Origin of the sequence: Phaeobacter sp. JH204B (assembly GCF_048055755.1) — a bacterium.
GTDB classification, from domain to species: Bacteria; Pseudomonadota; Alphaproteobacteria; order Rhodobacterales; family Rhodobacteraceae; genus Phaeobacter; species Phaeobacter bryozoorum.
Map to the genome: position 1 here is coordinate 195,771 of NZ_JAYMXF010000007.1, position 16,877 is coordinate 212,647.

General features: G+C 58.6%; 20 protein-coding genes. 9 read left to right on the forward strand and 11 right to left on the reverse strand.

What is annotated here, in order from left to right; all coding sequences use genetic code 11:
- Positions 1-417 precede the first annotated feature (417 nt).
- Positions 418-1,746 carry a FliI/YscN family ATPase gene (locus VXL81_RS03175; RefSeq protein ID WP_416538493.1) on the reverse strand — a complete coding sequence of 443 codons (1,329 nt, stop codon included), beginning with the start codon at positions 1,744-1,746 and terminating at the stop codon, positions 418-420.
- An 88-nt stretch (positions 1,747-1,834) separates the two neighbouring features.
- Here VXL81_RS03175 and VXL81_RS03180 point away from each other — a divergent pair, with 88 nt between their 5' ends.
- Genes VXL81_RS03180 through VXL81_RS03220 form a run of 9 tightly spaced genes read left to right on the forward strand, consistent with a single transcriptional unit; the run spans position 1,835 to position 6,413 of the window.
- Complete coding sequence (locus VXL81_RS03180) at positions 1,835-2,224, forward strand: FlgB family protein (RefSeq protein WP_340547062.1); 390 nt, start codon at positions 1,835-1,837, stop codon at positions 2,222-2,224.
- A gap of 12 nt (positions 2,225-2,236) precedes the next feature.
- Complete coding sequence (flgC, locus tag VXL81_RS03185; RefSeq protein WP_340547061.1) at positions 2,237-2,629, forward strand: flagellar basal body rod protein FlgC; 393 nt, start codon at positions 2,237-2,239, stop codon at positions 2,627-2,629.
- Between the two features lie 44 nt (positions 2,630-2,673).
- Positions 2,674-2,970, forward strand: coding sequence for a flagellar hook-basal body complex protein FliE (gene fliE / locus VXL81_RS03190; protein WP_340547060.1), 297 nt, complete (start codon positions 2,674-2,676; stop codon positions 2,968-2,970).
- Positions 2,971-2,974: 4 nt separating this feature from the next.
- Positions 2,975-3,247 (forward strand): flagellar biosynthetic protein FliQ, encoded by a 273-nt coding sequence (locus VXL81_RS03195; protein ID WP_340547059.1) that lies wholly within the window; start codon positions 2,975-2,977, stop codon positions 3,245-3,247.
- Positions 3,247-3,963: a flagellar hook-basal body complex protein gene (locus tag VXL81_RS03200; RefSeq protein ID WP_340547058.1), complete on the forward strand. Its 717-nt coding sequence runs from the start codon at positions 3,247-3,249 to the stop codon at positions 3,961-3,963. The genes VXL81_RS03195 and VXL81_RS03200 overlap by 1 nt, the downstream gene beginning before the upstream one ends.
- Positions 3,964-3,973: 10 nt before the next feature.
- Positions 3,974-4,759, forward strand: a complete 786-nt coding sequence (flgG, locus tag VXL81_RS03205; RefSeq protein WP_340547057.1) for a flagellar basal-body rod protein FlgG — start codon at positions 3,974-3,976, stop codon at positions 4,757-4,759.
- Positions 4,759-5,175, forward strand: a complete 417-nt coding sequence (gene flgA, locus VXL81_RS03210) for a flagellar basal body P-ring formation chaperone FlgA (protein ID WP_340547056.1) — start codon at positions 4,759-4,761, stop codon at positions 5,173-5,175. Before flgG ends, flgA begins: the two co-directional genes overlap by 1 nt.
- Positions 5,175-5,915, forward strand: coding sequence for a flagellar basal body L-ring protein FlgH (gene flgH, locus VXL81_RS03215; protein WP_340547055.1), 741 nt, complete (start codon positions 5,175-5,177; stop codon positions 5,913-5,915). The genes flgA and flgH overlap by 1 nt, the downstream gene beginning before the upstream one ends.
- Positions 5,916-5,924: 9 nt before the next feature.
- Complete coding sequence (locus VXL81_RS03220) at positions 5,925-6,413, forward strand: flagellar basal body-associated FliL family protein (RefSeq protein WP_340547054.1); 489 nt, start codon at positions 5,925-5,927, stop codon at positions 6,411-6,413.
- Positions 6,414-6,492: 79 nt separating this feature from the next.
- On the opposite strand, the gene VXL81_RS03225 is transcribed toward VXL81_RS03220, so the two are convergent.
- The 10 genes from VXL81_RS03225 to VXL81_RS03270 form a co-directional block, all read right to left on the reverse strand.
- Positions 6,493-6,894, reverse strand: coding sequence for a hypothetical protein (locus VXL81_RS03225; protein WP_340547053.1), 402 nt, complete (start codon positions 6,892-6,894; stop codon positions 6,493-6,495).
- On the reverse strand, positions 6,894-7,973 hold the full coding sequence (locus VXL81_RS03230; RefSeq protein WP_340547052.1) for a flagellar type III secretion system protein FlhB: 1,080 nt from the start codon (positions 7,971-7,973) through the stop codon (positions 6,894-6,896). The genes VXL81_RS03225 and VXL81_RS03230 overlap by 1 nt, the downstream gene beginning before the upstream one ends.
- Positions 7,970-8,749, reverse strand: a complete 780-nt coding sequence (locus VXL81_RS03235) for a flagellar biosynthetic protein FliR (RefSeq protein WP_340547051.1) — start codon at positions 8,747-8,749, stop codon at positions 7,970-7,972. Before VXL81_RS03235 ends, VXL81_RS03230 begins: the two co-directional genes overlap by 4 nt.
- Positions 8,746-10,839, reverse strand: a complete 2,094-nt coding sequence (gene flhA / locus VXL81_RS03240) for a flagellar biosynthesis protein FlhA (RefSeq protein WP_416534387.1) — start codon at positions 10,837-10,839, stop codon at positions 8,746-8,748. The genes VXL81_RS03235 and flhA overlap by 4 nt, the downstream gene beginning before the upstream one ends.
- Before the next feature lie 13 nt (positions 10,840-10,852).
- Positions 10,853-11,653, reverse strand: coding sequence for a transglycosylase SLT domain-containing protein (locus VXL81_RS03245; protein WP_416542681.1), 801 nt, complete (start codon positions 11,651-11,653; stop codon positions 10,853-10,855).
- A gap of 139 nt (positions 11,654-11,792) precedes the next feature.
- Entirely contained in the window at positions 11,793-14,249 is a 2,457-nt protein-coding gene (locus VXL81_RS03250; protein ID WP_416544166.1) for a hypothetical protein, read from the reverse strand.
- Positions 14,249-15,118, reverse strand: a complete 870-nt coding sequence (motA, locus tag VXL81_RS03255; RefSeq protein WP_340547048.1) for a flagellar motor stator protein MotA — start codon at positions 15,116-15,118, stop codon at positions 14,249-14,251. Before motA ends, VXL81_RS03250 begins: the two co-directional genes overlap by 1 nt.
- Before the next feature lie 77 nt (positions 15,119-15,195).
- Positions 15,196-15,843 carry a hypothetical protein gene (locus VXL81_RS03260; protein ID WP_340547047.1) on the reverse strand — a complete coding sequence of 216 codons (648 nt, stop codon included), beginning with the start codon at positions 15,841-15,843 and terminating at the stop codon, positions 15,196-15,198.
- Positions 15,843-16,307, reverse strand: coding sequence for a hypothetical protein (locus tag VXL81_RS03265; RefSeq protein ID WP_416534389.1), 465 nt, complete (start codon positions 16,305-16,307; stop codon positions 15,843-15,845). Before VXL81_RS03265 ends, VXL81_RS03260 begins: the two co-directional genes overlap by 1 nt.
- A gap of 9 nt (positions 16,308-16,316) precedes the next feature.
- The gene (locus VXL81_RS03270; protein WP_340547045.1) at positions 16,317-16,841 is read right to left on the reverse strand and encodes a flagellar basal body-associated FliL family protein; all 525 of its coding nucleotides are present in this window, start codon (positions 16,839-16,841) and stop codon (positions 16,317-16,319) included.
- Positions 16,842-16,877: the final 36 nt, after the last annotated feature.

Here is a 16,877-nt window from a genome sequence, read left to right on the forward strand (position 1 = left end):
CACCTCAATGTCGCCATTCTTATCTGTAGCGGCGGGGCGCATTTTACCAAATGCTTGATCGATATGGCAGATGTCGGCGGCCTTTGATCTGCGACAGATTGCTGTGATGCTGATCACTTCGCCTTGGATAGATCTCTGGTTGGAGCGCGTGCACACAGGATAGCTATGCGCCCTGTTCTGGACCGTGCGCGGCGTCTGAAGCAGGTTCGATATCCCTGACATGAGGCATTGGCGCAGTTTTCAACCAGCTGGAGAAGCTGCTGCTCCGTCCCGTCAGAACCCTGCGCGGCCTGTGCGGATCACAAACCTCTCCATATGTCAGTCTGCTCACAATCTGCATCTGCTCGCAGGACGTCGTCTTGACTATGCGGATGTGCTGCTGGCGTCCGTCGATAGAAACCGGGGTACAAGATTGCCCTATCGGATCGCCACGGCGCGTCGCATCATCAGCATCAAGCGGTTGAAACTGCTCTGTATCCCTTCCGGGTCTGCTCTACCGAAAAAGGAATCCAACTCAGGCCAGAGCTTTACGGCCTGATCAAGCGTGACATCGTTGCCCTCGGAGTAAAGGCCTGCGCGAATCATAACTTCGGATTGCTCATAGGCGCCCAGGTATTTGCGAACATCCAGAATTGCTGCATTCTCGTCAGGCGATGCAGCGGCGGGCAGGCTACGGGATACGGAACGCGAAACGTCGACAGCCGGAAACCGCCCCCGCTCCGCGATTTCGCGGTTGAGCACGATGTGACCATCAAGGACGCCTCGCAGAATATCGGCAATCGGCTCATCCATATCGGAGCCTGCAACCAGAACACTGAAAATAGCTGTGATATCCCCCTGATTCTCGTTCCCGGGACCGGCTCGTTCGCAGAGGCCGGTGATCAGCGGAGTGACCGAAGGCGGGTATCCACGCAGTGCCGGAGCCTCGCCGGATGAAACGGCAATTTCTCTATGTGCCTCGGCAAACCGGGTCACCGAATCTGCCAGGAACAAGACATTTTTCCCCTGGTCGCGAAAGTGTTCAGCAACCGCCATAGCCGACCAGGCGCAGCGACGGCGAACCAGTGCCGACTGATCCGATGTGGCCGCGACGACCACCGCACGCTTCATCCCCTCGGCACCCAGCACGTCCTTGACGAAGTGGTTGACCTCGCGTCCGCGCTCGCCAATGAGCGCAATAACAACCACATCAGCTTCCATATTCTGCGCCAATGTTGACAGCAGCGTGGATTTCCCCACGCCGGATCCAGCAAAAAGTCCGATACGCTGACCTTTTACAATCGGCAGAATCGTATTGAACACCGCCAGCCCAGTGGCGAGTCGTTCTCCCATCGGGCGACGTGAGGCGGCTTTGGGCGGCGAAGCCATCAGGTCCCGCGTGGCTTCGCCGCGCATGAGAGGACGTCCGTCCAATGCTGCACCAAAGGGATCAATCACCCGGCCGATCCAGCTGTCAGAGGGAGCAAAATCCGGCGTCGGATGCAGAAGTACAGCATCGCCAATCGCCACGCGATCTGGCGCTGTATCAGGTAACATGCTGACTTCACTGCCAGAAATCCTCATGACTTCGCCCTGCAACGGGTCGCTTCCGGCTCTGCGCAGAATCAGGCGGTCACCGATACGTGCCTGGCCGTTCAACCCCGATACCGTGATTGCACCACCTGATATTTCCGACACCCGACCCACCGCCGAAGACAGTCTTTTGTTCGCCAAATCCTGAGTCAATGCGTTGATGGCTGAGATCATGTTCTGGTGTCTCCAACTGTTCCTGAAAACAATTTCTAAAGGAATTGGGGTTAAGCCTTGATTGAAATTGATCGAGGGAGAAGCCCCGGTGTTTAAAGAACTGAACGTCTTTAAGATTGCCTACTCAATGGCGACCCATGCAGGGAAGCGCCAGGCATTGGTGTCACAGAACATCGCCAATGCCGACACGCCAGGCTACCATGCCAAGGATATCAAGCCTTTCAAAGAGGTATACGCTCAGGGTTCGCGCCCCGGCGACATGATCGCCAGCCGCTCCAACCATCTGAACGGTGCCTCAGGCAATGGGATGGACTGGGCTGTGACCCAGACCAACAACAGCACTGACCCCAACGATAATTCCGTCTCGATCGAAACCGAAATCCTGAAAGGGGTCGAGGTGAAGCGGCAGCATGATCGTGCTTTGGCGATATACAAATCGTCGATGAACGTTTTGCGCAGCAGCCTTGGCCGGAACTGAGGAGGTTAGATCATGAGCGAATTTTCCAAGTCCCTTTCCGTTTCCGCAAGCGCACTGAAGGCACAGGCAAGCCGTCTGCGCCACGTGTCGGAGAATATTTCCAATGCGGACACGCCCGGTTATCGCCGGAAGACCGTCCCGTTCGAAGCGGTGCGCGATCTGCGCACGGATGTCGAGAAGGTCGAAGTTGGTCCGGTGCGTCTGGACCGGTCAGACCTGGAGCAGATCTTCGATCCCTCGCATCCGCTGGCTGACGACAGCGGTCATTACGAAGGGTCCAACGTCGATCTGATGATCGAGATTGCCGACGCCCGTGAAGCTCAGCGCAGCTACGAGGCCAACCTCAAGATGTTCGAACAGGGGCGGCAGATGTCGTCCTCGCTGATGGAACTGCTGCGCAGATAACATCGAAATTTTCTGAAACACACTGACATACTTGGAGATCCAGAATGGATATTCGCAGTCTTTCCGCCACAAACGGCTATGCCGCAGCGCGTCCCGCAACCAAAGTTGACCCCGAGCACGCGCCAACAAGCGCCGAAGCCCGGATCAAGGCCAGCTTTGAGGAATTTGCCGGCACGCTCCAACAAAGCGAGCAGGTCTCGGTCACCGCCATGACCGGCAACGGCGATCCGCATGCCCTGGTACAGGCACTGGCACAGACGGAGCTTGCCGTGGAAACCGCAGTGACCGTGCGCAACAAGGTCGTCGAAGCCTATCAGGAAATCCTGCGGATGCCGGTGTAAGCCGATGATGAGCGAAGGGCTTTTCTACGACACTCTGCGCCAGGCTCTCTGGGCTGCGGTCATGATGTCGACGCCGGTTCTGCTGGTCGCGCTGGTCGTCGGCCTCGCGATCGGCCTGTTTCAGGCTCTGACATCGGTGCAGGAAATGACCCTGACCTTTGTCCCGAAGCTTACCGCCATTCTTGTCGTTTTCTGGATGACCATGGGGTTCATGACGCAAACCCTGGTCGCCTTTTTTGATGGGCACGTTGTGCCGCTGATTTCAGGAGGTCTGTAATGGGAGACACCGGTTACACCACCTTGTCCCGCCAATCCGGTCTGATGCGCGAAATGCGTGTTGTGGCAAACAATATCGCCAATTCCGCCACCACCGGCTACCGGGCCGAAGGCTTGATCTTCTCGGAGTTCATCCAGTCTGCCCCCGGCCAGGAATCCCTGTCGATGGGGCGGGCCAACATCCGTAACACCTCCATGGCACAGGGGGCGCTGACCCAATCCGGCGGTGACCTCGATCTCGCTATTGAAGGCGACGGTTACTTCATGGTCGAAACTCCGATGGGTGAGCGCCTGACCCGGTCGGGGGCGTTTTCAACCAACGCCGAAGGCGATCTCGTCACTATGGATGGCCATCGGGTTCTGGATGCGGGCCGGGCGCCGGTCTTCATTCCGGGGGATGCCAAGTCGATCAAATTCGGCGCCGATGGCACGCTGAGCGCGGACGGTCGCGCCCTTGGACAGATCGGCATTTTCAAGCCGGAAGAGAATTACCAGATGGTCCGTGAAGACGGGGTCATGTTCCGTGTTGATGGAGAAATCGAAGTGGCCGGAGAAGCGCGCGTGCTTCAGGGCTTTCTCGAAGGCTCCAACGTCAATGCCATCTCTCAGCTGGCCCGCATGGTCGAGATTCAGCGTGCCTATGAAATGGGCCAGAGCTTTCTTGAGACCGAACACGAACGTGTCCGCAACGCCATCAAAAACCTGACTAAGTCGTAGGAGTACCCCCATGCGCGCCCTCAAGATCGCCGCAACCGGAATGACCGCGCAGCAACTGCGTGTAGAGACGATTTCGAACAACCTCGCCAATATGAATACCACTGGTTACAACGCACGGCGTGCGGAGTTTGCGGACCTGCACTATCAGCAGGTGACGCGGGCCGGCACGGTAAATGCCTCTGATGGAACCGTGCTGCCAACCGGTGTGCAGGTCGGTCTTGGTGTGCGTGCCTCGGCGATTTCCATTCACCTGGCCCAGGGTGCCCTGACCCAGACCGGCAACGATCTGGACGTCGCAATTGACGGGAAGGGCTATCTGGAGGTTACCCTGCCGTCCGGCCAATCCGCCTACACCCGTGATGGCGCGCTCAAACGGTCGGCCGAAGGGTTGATTGTCACCTCCGACGGGTTCACCGTGTCGCCGGATATCACCATCCCGACCGATGCACGCAATGTGTCGATCAATGCCGAGGGCGAGGTCTACGCCTATTTCGACGAGGCCGCCGAAGGCCAGTTGATGGGACAGCTGACACTTGCCGGCTTCTCCAATCCCAAGGGTCTCGAAGCGCTGGGCAGCAACCTCTTTGTCGAAACCGAAGCCTCCGGCGCAGCCAGCGTGGCGACGCCCGGCGAGAATGGTCTTGGTACTCTGCGCCAGGGCTACCTAGAGGCCAGTTCCGTCGATGCCGTGCGCGAGGTCACCGAGCTGATCGAAGCGCAGCGCGGCTATGAAATGAATGCCAAGGTCATCTCTGCCGTCGATCAGATGATGGGCGCAACCACACAGGTCCGCTGATGAAACCGATCCTCGCCATTATGATGCTGCTCTGCGCCCAGCCTGTCTGGGCCGATATACTGGTCCCCGTGCGCACCATCCGCGCCAAGGAAATCGTGACGGCCGAGGATCTGGTTCTGAAACAGGCCGAGGTGCTGGGCGCGATCTCAGATCCTGCTCTCGTGATCGGGCAGGAGGCGCGCGTGGCACTCTATGCGGGGCGGCCGATGCGTCCCGGTGATGTCGGCCCTCCGGCCATCGTCGACCGCAATGATCTGGTCACCATTCGTTTCAAACGTGGTGGACTTACCATCCTCGCCGAGGGCCGCTCGCTTGGCCGTGGCGCAGATGGAGAGGCCATACGTGTTATGAATTTGTCGTCACGCACAACCATCAGCGGGCGGATCGCCGCAGATGGAACAGTTGAGGTAAACTGATGAAAAATAGAATTTATTTGGCAAAATCCGCCCTTGCTGGTGTGATCATGCTCAGCGCCTGCGGACGGCTCGACCATGTTGGCAAGCCTCCCACGTTCAGCCCGGCAAATGAATCGCCCGAGCATGTCGCCATGCTGTTTCAGGGGCTGCCGGTCGATACCCAGACACAGCGTCCGGTCGACCAGGCCTCGCTCTGGAGCGGCTCGCGTCAGTCGCTGCTTGGGGATCGGCGGGCAACCAAACGGGGCGATATCCTGACGGTCGTCATCGAGATTGACGAAGAGGCCGAAATTTCAAACGACACCAAACGGTCCCGCTCCGGGTCCGAGAGCCTGGCGCTGCCGCAGCTGCTGGGCTTGCCGCAGCGGATTGACCGGAAATTGCCGGACGGTGCCACGATGGCTGATGCCGTCGATATCGGCAGCAGCAGCAGCTCGGGTGGCAAAGGGTCCGTGAAACGGAGCGAGAAACTGGAACTGCGGGTTGCCGCGACTGTGGTCGATGTCCTGCCGAACGGTGTTCTCTCCATCAACGGTACGCAGGAGCTGCGCGTCAACTTTGAGATGCGCGAATTGCTGGTGACCGGTTATGTCCGCCCCGACGATATCAGCCGTCAAAATGAGATCACCTACGACAAGATCGCGTCCGCGCGGGTCTCATATGGTGGCCGCGGCCAGATCACTGATGTCCAACAACCGCGTTACGGCCAGCAGGTGCTGGACGTGATCCTGCCATTCTGAGGCCTGCACATGCTGTCAAAACTACTGCCTGTCATTCTACTGCTGGTCGGAACTGCCGGAGGTATCGGCGCCGGGATCATGATGGCTCCGGCACCGGCCCCGGAAGACCACGCTGAGGATAGCGGCGAACATGCCGAGGAGATCACTCCGGAGCTGCCGGGTGATGAGGAAGAGCAGCGCGAATACATCAAGATGGCGAACCAGTTTGTGGTTCCCGTTGTCGAGCGCGAACAGCTGTCCTCGCTGGTGGTGGTGTCGCTCAGCCTGGAAACCAAGGCTGGCATGAACGAGAAGATCCACGCTTATGAACCCAAGTTGCGGGATATCTTTCTGCAGGTTCTGTTCGATCATGCCAACATGGGTGGCTTTCGCGGGGCCTTCACCCGATCCGACATGTTGACACCGCTGCGGACCGCGCTGCGTGAGGCCGCGCAGAAACAACTGGGCAAAGATATCTATGACGTCCTGATTGTAGAGATGTCGCGACAAGACGTCTGACCAATGCACTACCGAAAAGAGAAAGGCCGGTTCATTTTGAACCGGCCTTTCTCTTAGATGCCATCCTGTGTCAGGTGGCTCAGTCCATATTCATCAGGCGATTGTGCAGTTTTTGCGCCTTGTCTTTCTTGACCCTCAGGCGCTCTTCGATCGCCATTGTCTCCACGGCGTGTTTGCGACCGAATGCCTTGCGCAGATTGTCCATTGCCCGCAGTTTCTGTGCCGTGATCTGCGCCAGTTCCATATTCAACTCTCGACGGGCGCGGGTATGCCAGCCTTGCCACAGAAGATCGGCACCAAGCGCTTTCATTGCATGGTCGGAGCTGGCCAGATCGCGGCTGTCTTTGATCTGCTGGTCCAGCTTAGTCAGCTGACCGCGCACGCGGGCTTCCGCATCAAGAACCGGCTTTACCTTGGCATGTTCCTGCAGATACAGGGCTTCGGTCACATCGGCCATCTGATCGAGCATTTTCTGCTTCATCACACCATCCCCTTGGCCCGCTGGCGCATGTTCTCCGCAAAGCGGATCGCGGCGGCAACCGGCGCATAATGCTCTTCGTGAATTTCCTCGCCGATCTGAACCGCGGCATGCAGGGCGCGCGCGGTCGGCGGATCGCTATGGATCGGGACACCATGCTCATTGGCAACTTCGCGAATGATAGCAGCGACTTCATCCACCCCCTTGGCCACACAGACAGGCGCCTGTCCTGGTGCGCGGTCCCATTTCAATGCGACAGCGTAATGAGTCGGGTTGACGATAACGACATCTGCCTTTGCCACATCTGCGACGCCTTGGCCCATGGCAATCTGATGGGCCTTTTGTCGGCGGGCGCCCTTTAGATGCGGGTCGCCTTCGGACTCTTTGCTTTCGTCCATGATTTCCTGGCGGGACATCATGTTTTTCCGATTGTGCTCTGCCTGCTGAAACGCGGCATCGATGACACCAATACCCAGCGCGATGATCAGCGCGAGGATGAGAAACTCCAGTGCCAGCTGCGCCATCATCATCACGACGACAAAAGCACCGGTGGCAGAAGACGCGATCATATCCGGCAGCCGATAGTTCAGGTAGACACCCATGCAGACCGAGTAGAGGATCAGCTTTACGGTGCTCTTGAAGAACTCAAAAAGGCCCGAACGCCCGAATTTATTCTTGGCGTTGGAAATGATCGAGATCTTTGAGAGTTTTGGCTCCAGCTTGCTGGGAGCAAAAACCAGGGCCCGCTGGGCGACAATGGACAGGAAAACAGCGGCCATAGGGACGATAAAGATCGGCAGACTTGAGGTCCCGACAGCCATCATGATCCCGCCAACCGGCACGGTGCCGGCGCCGTTGAAGAATAATTCTGCCAGCCGGTCGGGTTGATCGAGAAATGACATCAATATTGTGCCGATTTCGGCGACAACGTCTGCCCCCGACACGTAAATCGCGATGATCAGCCCGAGATAGGACGCCGCCACCGACAGGTCGGTAGATTTTGGAACTTCACCTTTTTTCCGAGCTTTCTCAAGCTTCTGCGGTGTTGGTTCATATGACTTGTCTGAGTCGTCGTCGCTCATGGCATCCCCTCACCCGGATTGGCAAAGAAGCTCATAAGCGCGGTGCTCCAGATATCCAAGATCATCGGGCTGGCAACCATCAGGATTGCGAGACCTCCGAAGGTAACCACCGGCGCACCGACAAAGGCCACCATCAGCGCGGGCATGGCGCGGTTGATGACACCCAGTGTCAGATTGTAGACCATCGAGCCGATCAGGAACGGTGCAGCGAGAGAGAACCCCATCGCAAAGGCGCGCGAAACACGGTGTACACCCCAATCCGACAGGCCGGATGCCGCCGGGAATTCACCCACCGGGAACATCATGTAGCTGTAGATTATGAATTCAGCCACACGGATATGAAGACCCAACATGACCGCCAGCGCCAATCCCGAGATCAACAGGACGGCGCCAATAGCGGGCATTGGCTCGGCACCGATACCGCCCAGAACCTGTGCGAGAGACGTCGACTGCGCGGCAATTGTTCCGGCGATCTGGATTGCATGAACAAACATGCGGATCGCGACCCCGAGGGCCAGACCAACAACGGCTTCACTCAGCGCGAGACTGGCGTAATGCAGCGGGCTGGCCGGTTCCGGCAGCAACGGCAAGGCCGGCGCCACGATAAATGTGAACGCCAGCGAAATGGCCAGTTTGATCCGCACCGGGACATATTTTTCGCCGAAGGCGGGTAGTACGGACACCATGGCCGCAACCCGCAGAAAGATGATGGCCCCATGCCAAAAGCCGGCGCCCAGAAGGGCGACCAGCTCAGGCGGCAGAAAGCCAATGCTCATGCCGGAACCATGCCTACCAGGGCAGGTCTGGCCTCAAGTCCGATTTCCTCGAAAGACAAAACCGGATTGAGGATGCCGCGTGATTTCAGGATTGTCCGCAGGTATCGACGACGCCGGGTCGAGGTAACAACCGCTGCAAAAACACCCTGTTCGGTCGTGCTGTTCAGTCGGTCGCTCAACCCCTCGGCCAGTCGGTTGAACTGATCCGGCGGCAGCGCGATATCGACGGCGCCACCCTGAGCGTCGATCTGGTAGGTAGAGAAGGTCTCTTCCCATTCCGGGGCCAGCTGGATCAGCGGAATGGTCCCATCCTCGCGCTTCATCTCACCAACCAGCTGGAAACCGAGACGTTGGCGCACATGCTCACAAATGATCTCGGGCTGGTTGGTATGGAGGCGTGCCTCGGCAATCGATTCGAGAATGAGAGGCATGTTGCGGATGGACACCCGCTCCTCCAGAAGCAGACGCAAGACGCTGTGCAACGTGTCCATCGGCACCTTGTCCGGCACCAGTTCGTCCAGCAGTTTGCGATTTGCCTCGGCGCGGAAATCATCTGTCAGCTCGGTCATTTCGTTCAGCAGACGGCGCAGGGATTTCAGCGTCAGCAGACGAGGGAAGTTCTGCTTGATCACTTCCAGCAAATGGGTGGCCAGAATTTCCGGTGCGGTGACGATTGTGGCGCCTGAGAGCGCTGCATCTTCCTGGCTCTTCGAAGATATCCAACGCGCAGGTGCACCATAGACAGGTTCTGTCACATCGGTGCCGGGCGGCAGGGCTGCGTGATTGTCGGGCATCAACGCGAGCACCATTTCGGGATGCAGAATGCCGCGCACCTGTTCCACCCCTTGCACTTTGATCACATAGGTGCCGGTCATCAGCTCAGGCTCATCCGTCAGGCGGATCTCCGGCAGGATAAGCCCAAAGGTGGTTGCCACATGCGTCCGCATATTGGCAATGCGGGCATCCAGCCCGGTCCCGGCATCCAGAACCATGCTCACCAGATCCGGTGCGAATTCCAGGTGCAGGTCGTCCAGATCGAGGATGTCACCCAGCGCCCGGTTTTCCTTCGGCTCCATGACTTCTTCGATCCGCTCGTCCATATCCGCTTCTTCGCGGTCCTTCATGTTCTTGCTCATCTTATATGCGGTGTATCCCAGTACAGCGCCCCCCACCATGAAGGGGATAAACGGCAGACCCGGAACCAGCGCAAACAGCGACATGAGCACGGCAACGGTCGCCAGAGCGGCCGGATGTTTGCCCAGCTGATCGGCCAGCGCGATATCGGTCGAGCCCGTCGCACCGCCGCGGGCCAGCAAGAGAGCTGCCGCAATCGAGATGATGACCGAGGGGATCTGAGAGACCAGACCATCGCCAACCGTCAGGATCGCATAGGTTTCAAATGCGGAAACAACCGGCATGTCGTGAACAAGCACGCCCATGATCAGGCCCATGATCAGGTTCAACAGGGTGATCAGCAGGCCGGCGATTGCGTCGCCTTTTACGAATTTGGACGCACCGTCCAGAGAGCCGAAGAATGTTGTTTCGCGTTGTTCCACCTCGCGACGCTCGCGCGCTGTGGCGTGATCAATGGCGCCGGCCGACATGTCGCTGTCGATTGCCAGCTGCTTGCCTGGCATCCCGTCCAGTGCAAAGCGGGCGCCGACCTCGGCCATCCGCGCTGCACCTTTGGTAATGACCATGAAGTTCACGATCAACAGCACCCCAAAGACAACGAGGCCAAGGAATACACTGCCCCCCATGACGAACTGGGCGAATCCCTCGATCACCCCGCCTGCGGCATCGGTGCCGGTATGGCCCTGACCGATAATCAGTTTTGTCGAAGACACATTCAGCGACAACCGCAGCATCAGAGAGGCCAGCAGGATCGTCGGGAATGATGAGAAATCCAGAGGCCGCTCGATAAACAAGGTGATTGTGAAAATCAGGATCGCAAGCCCGAAGGAAGCCGCGAGACCGATATCCAGAACCCAGGCTGGCATCGGCAGAATCATCATCACGATAATCGCCATCAGCGCGAGTGCGAGCAGCACGGTGGGGCTGAACAGTTTTTGTATATCAATATTTGGCACGGAAATTCAGCCCTTATTTCAGTACGATGAGAGCCTGCGCGGATGCGCCGCTGCCCGTTAATGGGACCAGTGAGCCCAATCGAGCTGCGCCGGAGGGCGCTGCGCCTTGGGTGATCAGCGGTGAGGGATTGTGAAGCATGGCGAGCGGTTGCGGGGCAGAGAAGGTGGCCCGTTTGCGCTCCACCGGCAGCGCGGCAACGGTCTCGACTGGCTTCAGATCAGCCCGAACCCGATCGAAACGTGCTGTATAGCGATTTGCATAGGTCGGCGTGCGCGAGTGATAGGCGCCGGCCGCCTGGGACCAATCGCCGAATTCATCATGCAGTTCGCGCAGGAAGCGCGCCGCATATTGCGCATTGGCAAGTGGATCGAACATTTGGTCAATCGAGTCGAACGCCTGACCATGCCATTTGAAGTTGATCTGGAAACACCCGACATCAAAGCTGCGCGCGCCGCGCTTGAAGTGCGAGAAGACATAGGCTCTCGCCTCATCTTCGGTCTGAAACCACTTACCGGCGCCTTCCATATTGACCGTCCACGGCCATGGCTGAAGCCCTTGTTTGCCGCCACGACCGGTTTCCGTTCTGGTAATCGCGCGCAGAACGTCCAGTGGCACGCCCTGATCACGTGCCGCGCGCCGTGCGGCGAGATCACATAACGCCGAAACCTGCGGTGACGACGCATGTCCGGTCTGCGGTTTCAAAAACACCAATAGCCCCAGCGCCGCACAAAAAAGCGCAGGCCATACTGGCAAACTGACTGTGCAGCGGGCACATCGCCGCTGTTGTCTGAAAAGAAAGCTCAATTTCGGCATTCTGCCTGTCCAAATGAGGATTCACCCTAAGTCCGAGCCTAAGACCAGAGCATTGACAAACCGTTATCATCAGATGCGCCAAGACCGCCGGTGAGGCGGTCCTGGTATCTGTCAGCGTGGCAGAAAAGATCGTTGTCAGCTATGATCCGTCTTCGGAAAGCTCCGGCTGCCGCGTCACCTTCTGCAGCAGATCGGCAATACCGCCGCGTGTTCCCTCGCTGCTTTCGACCAGGGCCCTCGCATGAGCTAGGGGCGGCAAACCACTTGGTTCTTTTGCAGTTTCTTCGATCTGTGTCGTCACCCTCGCGACTCCGCCAAACTGCTGCGCAACATCAGCATCAATGGTTGCAAGATTCTCGCGATCTTCCGAGTGCCAGAAACCGCGCGCCGCCGCATCCTCTTCGTCTTCTTCAAGAAGATATTCGCCAGCTCTTGCATATTCACCGTTTCGCCACAGCGCTTCGGCGCGCAGCTTATTTGCTTCAGACCCGGACAGCCCCATCAGCTCCACCAGCGCGGAGTGCGGTTTGTCCATCGCGAGTGCTGCCTTGGCCAGAAGCAGGCGTCGTTTGGCGTTGCCGGGTTCCATGGCGAGCTTCTTCAGGATCGACTGTGCCTGCTGTGCAAACCCGAGATCAAGCAGCCGCTGAGCCACGATATCGGCAATCGGAGCTACCTCGGCCGGGGTACCATTGGCCGCAATGACCAGCGCATACTGCAGGAATGTCACATCATCTGCGCGTTCCGTCAGCAATGTCAGAAGCGGTTCCAGCGCGGCAGTGCGCGCCGCAGGACCATCACGTCTGCTCAAGGCATCCAATTCATTGAAGCTGTCATGGAACTGGCCGGTCAGGGCCAATGCCGAGACCACGGCGCGGCGCAAGTCCATTCCCAGTGGGCTATCGCGATTCTCGACCTCATAGGACGCGGCAAGATCCGGGACATCCGGCGACAGCGCAGAGCGCTCGGCAAAGCTGAGATCAATCAGCTCAATCAAGGCACGGGGGGCGTTTTCCGTCCGCTCCGCGACCTCCTCCGTCAGCTCCTGAGCCACGGTTTCGACGTCACCTTCCAATTTGGCGATTTCGGCTTCGGCCAGATTGATTTCGGGCACGTGGTCGACGCCGGTACGATCAACCGAACGCAGCGTGGCGCCCGCCAGATGAGGGTCACCGGCCTTTGCAAAAAGCGTGCTGACCCGCGGGCCGACCTGGACCCGCAAATGTGGTGGCAGCTTGGCAAAGGCCTGCTGGATTGCATCCGTCTTTGCGTTTTTCTTGATCGTGCCATCGGCTAGCGCTGCCCAGAGCGCCACTTCGCTGTCGCAGACCTGTTGCCCGGCGAAGGCGTGGTTTACGCCAAGGTCCTGACCGTCCAGCACAGCCCCCATCGCGGTCAGCGCGACGGCATCATCATGTTCCGCTGCGCCAGACGGCATCATACGCAAGATCGCCTGTGCCTCAGCACCGAACCCGAAAAAGAGATAGGCCCGCGCCAGGGTTAGGACGGCAGCCGGATCGACATCGTCGAATTCACGCACCAGTTCAGCCCGAAGCGGTGATATCTGGTCAGAGAATGGCTCATCAGTGCCCCATTCATGGATGGCAAGCTGTGTGCTCGACAAGCAGTGTGTCGGCTGATTGGAATCGCCCGAGCGGCGCGCAACCAGGCCGGTTTCGCGATCCACGGAGGACGTGACAGAGATCTGGTCCAGCGGATTAAGAGGGCGATCACGGCTGCTCAGCGGGTCAAGGATATGTCCGGCGGGACCATCGTGAACTTCTACACCAACAAGCTCCAGCAGGCCCTGATTGGTTGCCCGGCTGATCTGTTGCAACAGCCGCTGTTCAGATTCGTTGACTGTGGCTGCGCGCTCCGTTTCTGACAGGTCGAGCAGCATATCGGTATCGACCTGTACCGGGACCGGTGTTGGTTCCGGGGCTGGCGCGGCGGCAACACTTGTGCCCCCGGCAGGATTTGCTTCAGTGTTTGTGCGGGGTGTCCGGTTCAGATTGAGGGGCAGCACCACAGCTGATGGGGCGTCCGCCACAGCCACGGGGAGGCGCTGTACCGGATTGGGCCGGTCGGAGCTGCCGGACGTGACGCCGGCCAGATCGAGTGCGGCGCGTGCATCAGCAGCGGCGCGCGCCGCTAGATTGAAGCGATAGCCTGCGCTGTTGAACGTGCCGGGCAACAGAGGCAAGGGCGAGCCTGCGATGACACGCCGCTCGGCCCCGGCGGGGCCATCGGCGATATCGATCACCAGATACCCATCCTTCTGCACGAAGGAAGTCACCTCACATGCGCAACCAAGCTGTAGGTTCAGCGGTTGTCCGGGGCCGGCCTGCGACACAGATTGCAGGCGCGTCCGCGGAATAAGATCGAAGATTCGGGATGTATCAAACACCACTGTTGGCGTTTCAATGACCACCTGCGCCGATTGGCCTGACTGACGCAGCGACCATGGCGCGCCATTTGGAAGCCGCATGACCAGCCGGGAAAACCCGTCATGCTCTCCCGAACGGGCGACCACCGTCTGGGCATCCACAGATGCCGCAGCCAGGGTAAATGCTGCAAGGGTCAGCGCGCGCCACATCATGCTGCGTCCTGTTTCACCGACTTCAACGCGTCTTCCAGCTCAGAGAAGCCGGGGCGAATATGCGACGGGGTGTTCTGACGTCCGACTTCGATGCAGATCGCTGCGGCATGATTGTGCAGATTTGCCACCAGAACTTCTCGGATGAGGGAGTAGAAATGCGCATCTTCCTCGGTTACCGACTTCACCTTGCCGGCGAAGGGGCCAACCAGACCGTAGGCCAGGAAAACGCCAAGGAATGTCCCGACAAGCGCGCCACCAATCAGCTTACCCAGGACTTCCGGGGGCTGGTCGATCGAGCCCATCGTCTTGATGATCCCGAGAACCGCCGCAACAATCCCAAGCGCGGGCAGCCCGTCTGCAAGTGTCTGAAGCGCATGGCTAGAATGCAGCGCGTGATGAAGATTTGCCTCGATGCGCTTTTCCAGAACCTCTTCCACCTGATGGGGGTCGTCATAGTTCATCGAGGCGGACCGCATGGTATCACTGATCAGGTTCACCGCCTCTTTGTCGGCGAGAATCTTGGGATACCGGTTGAAGACCGATGAGTTCTCGGGATCCTCGATATGTTGTTCGACCTCAACGGGATTGGCCCGCGCGATCCGGATCAGAGAGAACAAGAGACACAGAAGATCGCGATAGTCATCGGCCTTCCACTTGGGACCCTTGAACACTTTGCCCATGTCCTTCAGCGTGTGTTTCACGCCGCCGATGTCATTGCTGATCAGAAAGGCCCCGATACCGGCGCCGCCGATCATCATGAATTCAAACGGCAGGGCCTTGATGATGATTGTCATCTTACCACCGGCCAGGAGATATCCCCCGAACACCATGACAAAGATAACCACGATGCCTACAATACCGAGCATTAGGTCCACTCCGAATTTCGTTTGTTTCTACAAGTTTAGGCGATTCACGTTAAAAAAGCCTGAGGAGCAGCGCTTGCTTACTCCTTTGGAACAGACCCGTTGCGACCCGCCAGGACCACGCTGATTGTATAGGCTGCCTGCGGGCTGAGCCCGGCCATGATGCCTGCGGCTGCCTCAGGGCGCATGCGCGCGAGGAAACCAGCTGCAAATGCCGGATCCATCTCCTCAAACAGCGCTGCTGATTCCTTGGGTTTCATCTGCTCGTAGACCGCAGTCAGACGCGTCAGATCCCCTTCTGTTGCACCATCGGCGAGAGCCAGTGTCGATTTCAGCTCTTCCTCCGCCTGTTCCAGCGCAACAAGCTTCTGTTCGATTGCATCATCTGCGATCTCGAGCGCCTTCATGCGATCTTCAATCTCGGCCTCGCGCGCAGACAGTGCAGCTTCGCGCTCCTGAAAGGCCGCCAGCATGTTCTGGAGCTCTGCCGATGACGGCATCGACTTACCGTTCAAGGTGCCTTTCGGCTCATCCTTCAGAGTCGATTCGTCCTGTAGGTTTGCAACTTCCCGGGCGATCGCCGGTCCTGCCTCCAGCCCGAGGCGCACAATAGCGGATCCCATCAGCAAGAAGGCCAGCATCATGAGCGCACCGCTGCGTGTCCGCTTCATGCGCGTTGCTTTTTTTGGTTTTGCCTTCGGGGCTTTGGTCTGTGCTGTCTTGGCCATTATGCTACCCGGCCCTGCGAACGGTTGTGGCGGACAAACATCAGCCCTGCAGGTTTTGCAGGCTCAGGTTCCGGTGCCGCTTCTGGCTCGGCGTCGGCTTGATAAGCGGCGGCGAGCGCGTCGTTTTCTTCGGCAGCTGCGGGTTCGGGTGCCTGTGCCTTAGGCTCAGGCGCCGCAACTTCGGGCATGTCGTGCATGGATGCCATCATCAGCTCCAGGCGTTGTGCAACCGATTCGGCCCGGCCGGTCAGCTGGTCCAGAGCCTTGCTCGATCCATCCGATACATGGCGTGCTGCCAGCAGTGATTTATTCAGGTCATCGACCTGGGCGGAGAGCACGGCAACCGCTCCTCCCACACCTTTCTCCAGGTCGTTGAAACGCTTCAGCCGTCGCGAGAGCACCAGGCAATAAAAGCCTGCCCCCATGGCCCCGGCCGCAAGCAGGATATCTGCAATCAGTTCCATCCCGTTCTCCTAGTTCAATACGAAGTCCATAATCAGCAGATCACGCACCCGGCCCTGGCCGGTTGCGATATTGATCCGCCGCAGCATCTGTGCGCGCAGTTTCGGCAAGGCCATCGGATCGGTCAGATCCTCCAGTTCCAGTGCCCTGAGATAGCTGTTGAGAACATCGACAACACGCGGGAGGATTTTTTCGACCTCGGCCCGATGGGCGAGATCAACCTCCAGCTGAGAGCGGAATCGAAGGTGTTTTAGCCCACTTGCCTTGCGCAAGGTGATCACAATCGGTTCCATTTCGATAAAGGCGAGATTGGCGATATCCTCCGCCGTCTCACCGTTGTCCACGCCTTCTGGCGCCACTTCGGTCGCATCCACCCCTTCTGGGGCTGCGCTCTGACCAAAGGGAAGAAGGCCTGACTGGACAGCGAAGAATCCCCCACCGGCACCAGCAAGCGCAAGAACAACCCCAATGATAAGGGGCAGCTTGCTCTTCTTGGCCGGGGCGTCCTGTTCTGTGTCTACTACAGCGTCTGTCATGACTATCCCTAATACGTCGTGCCTCATCTTCTTAGC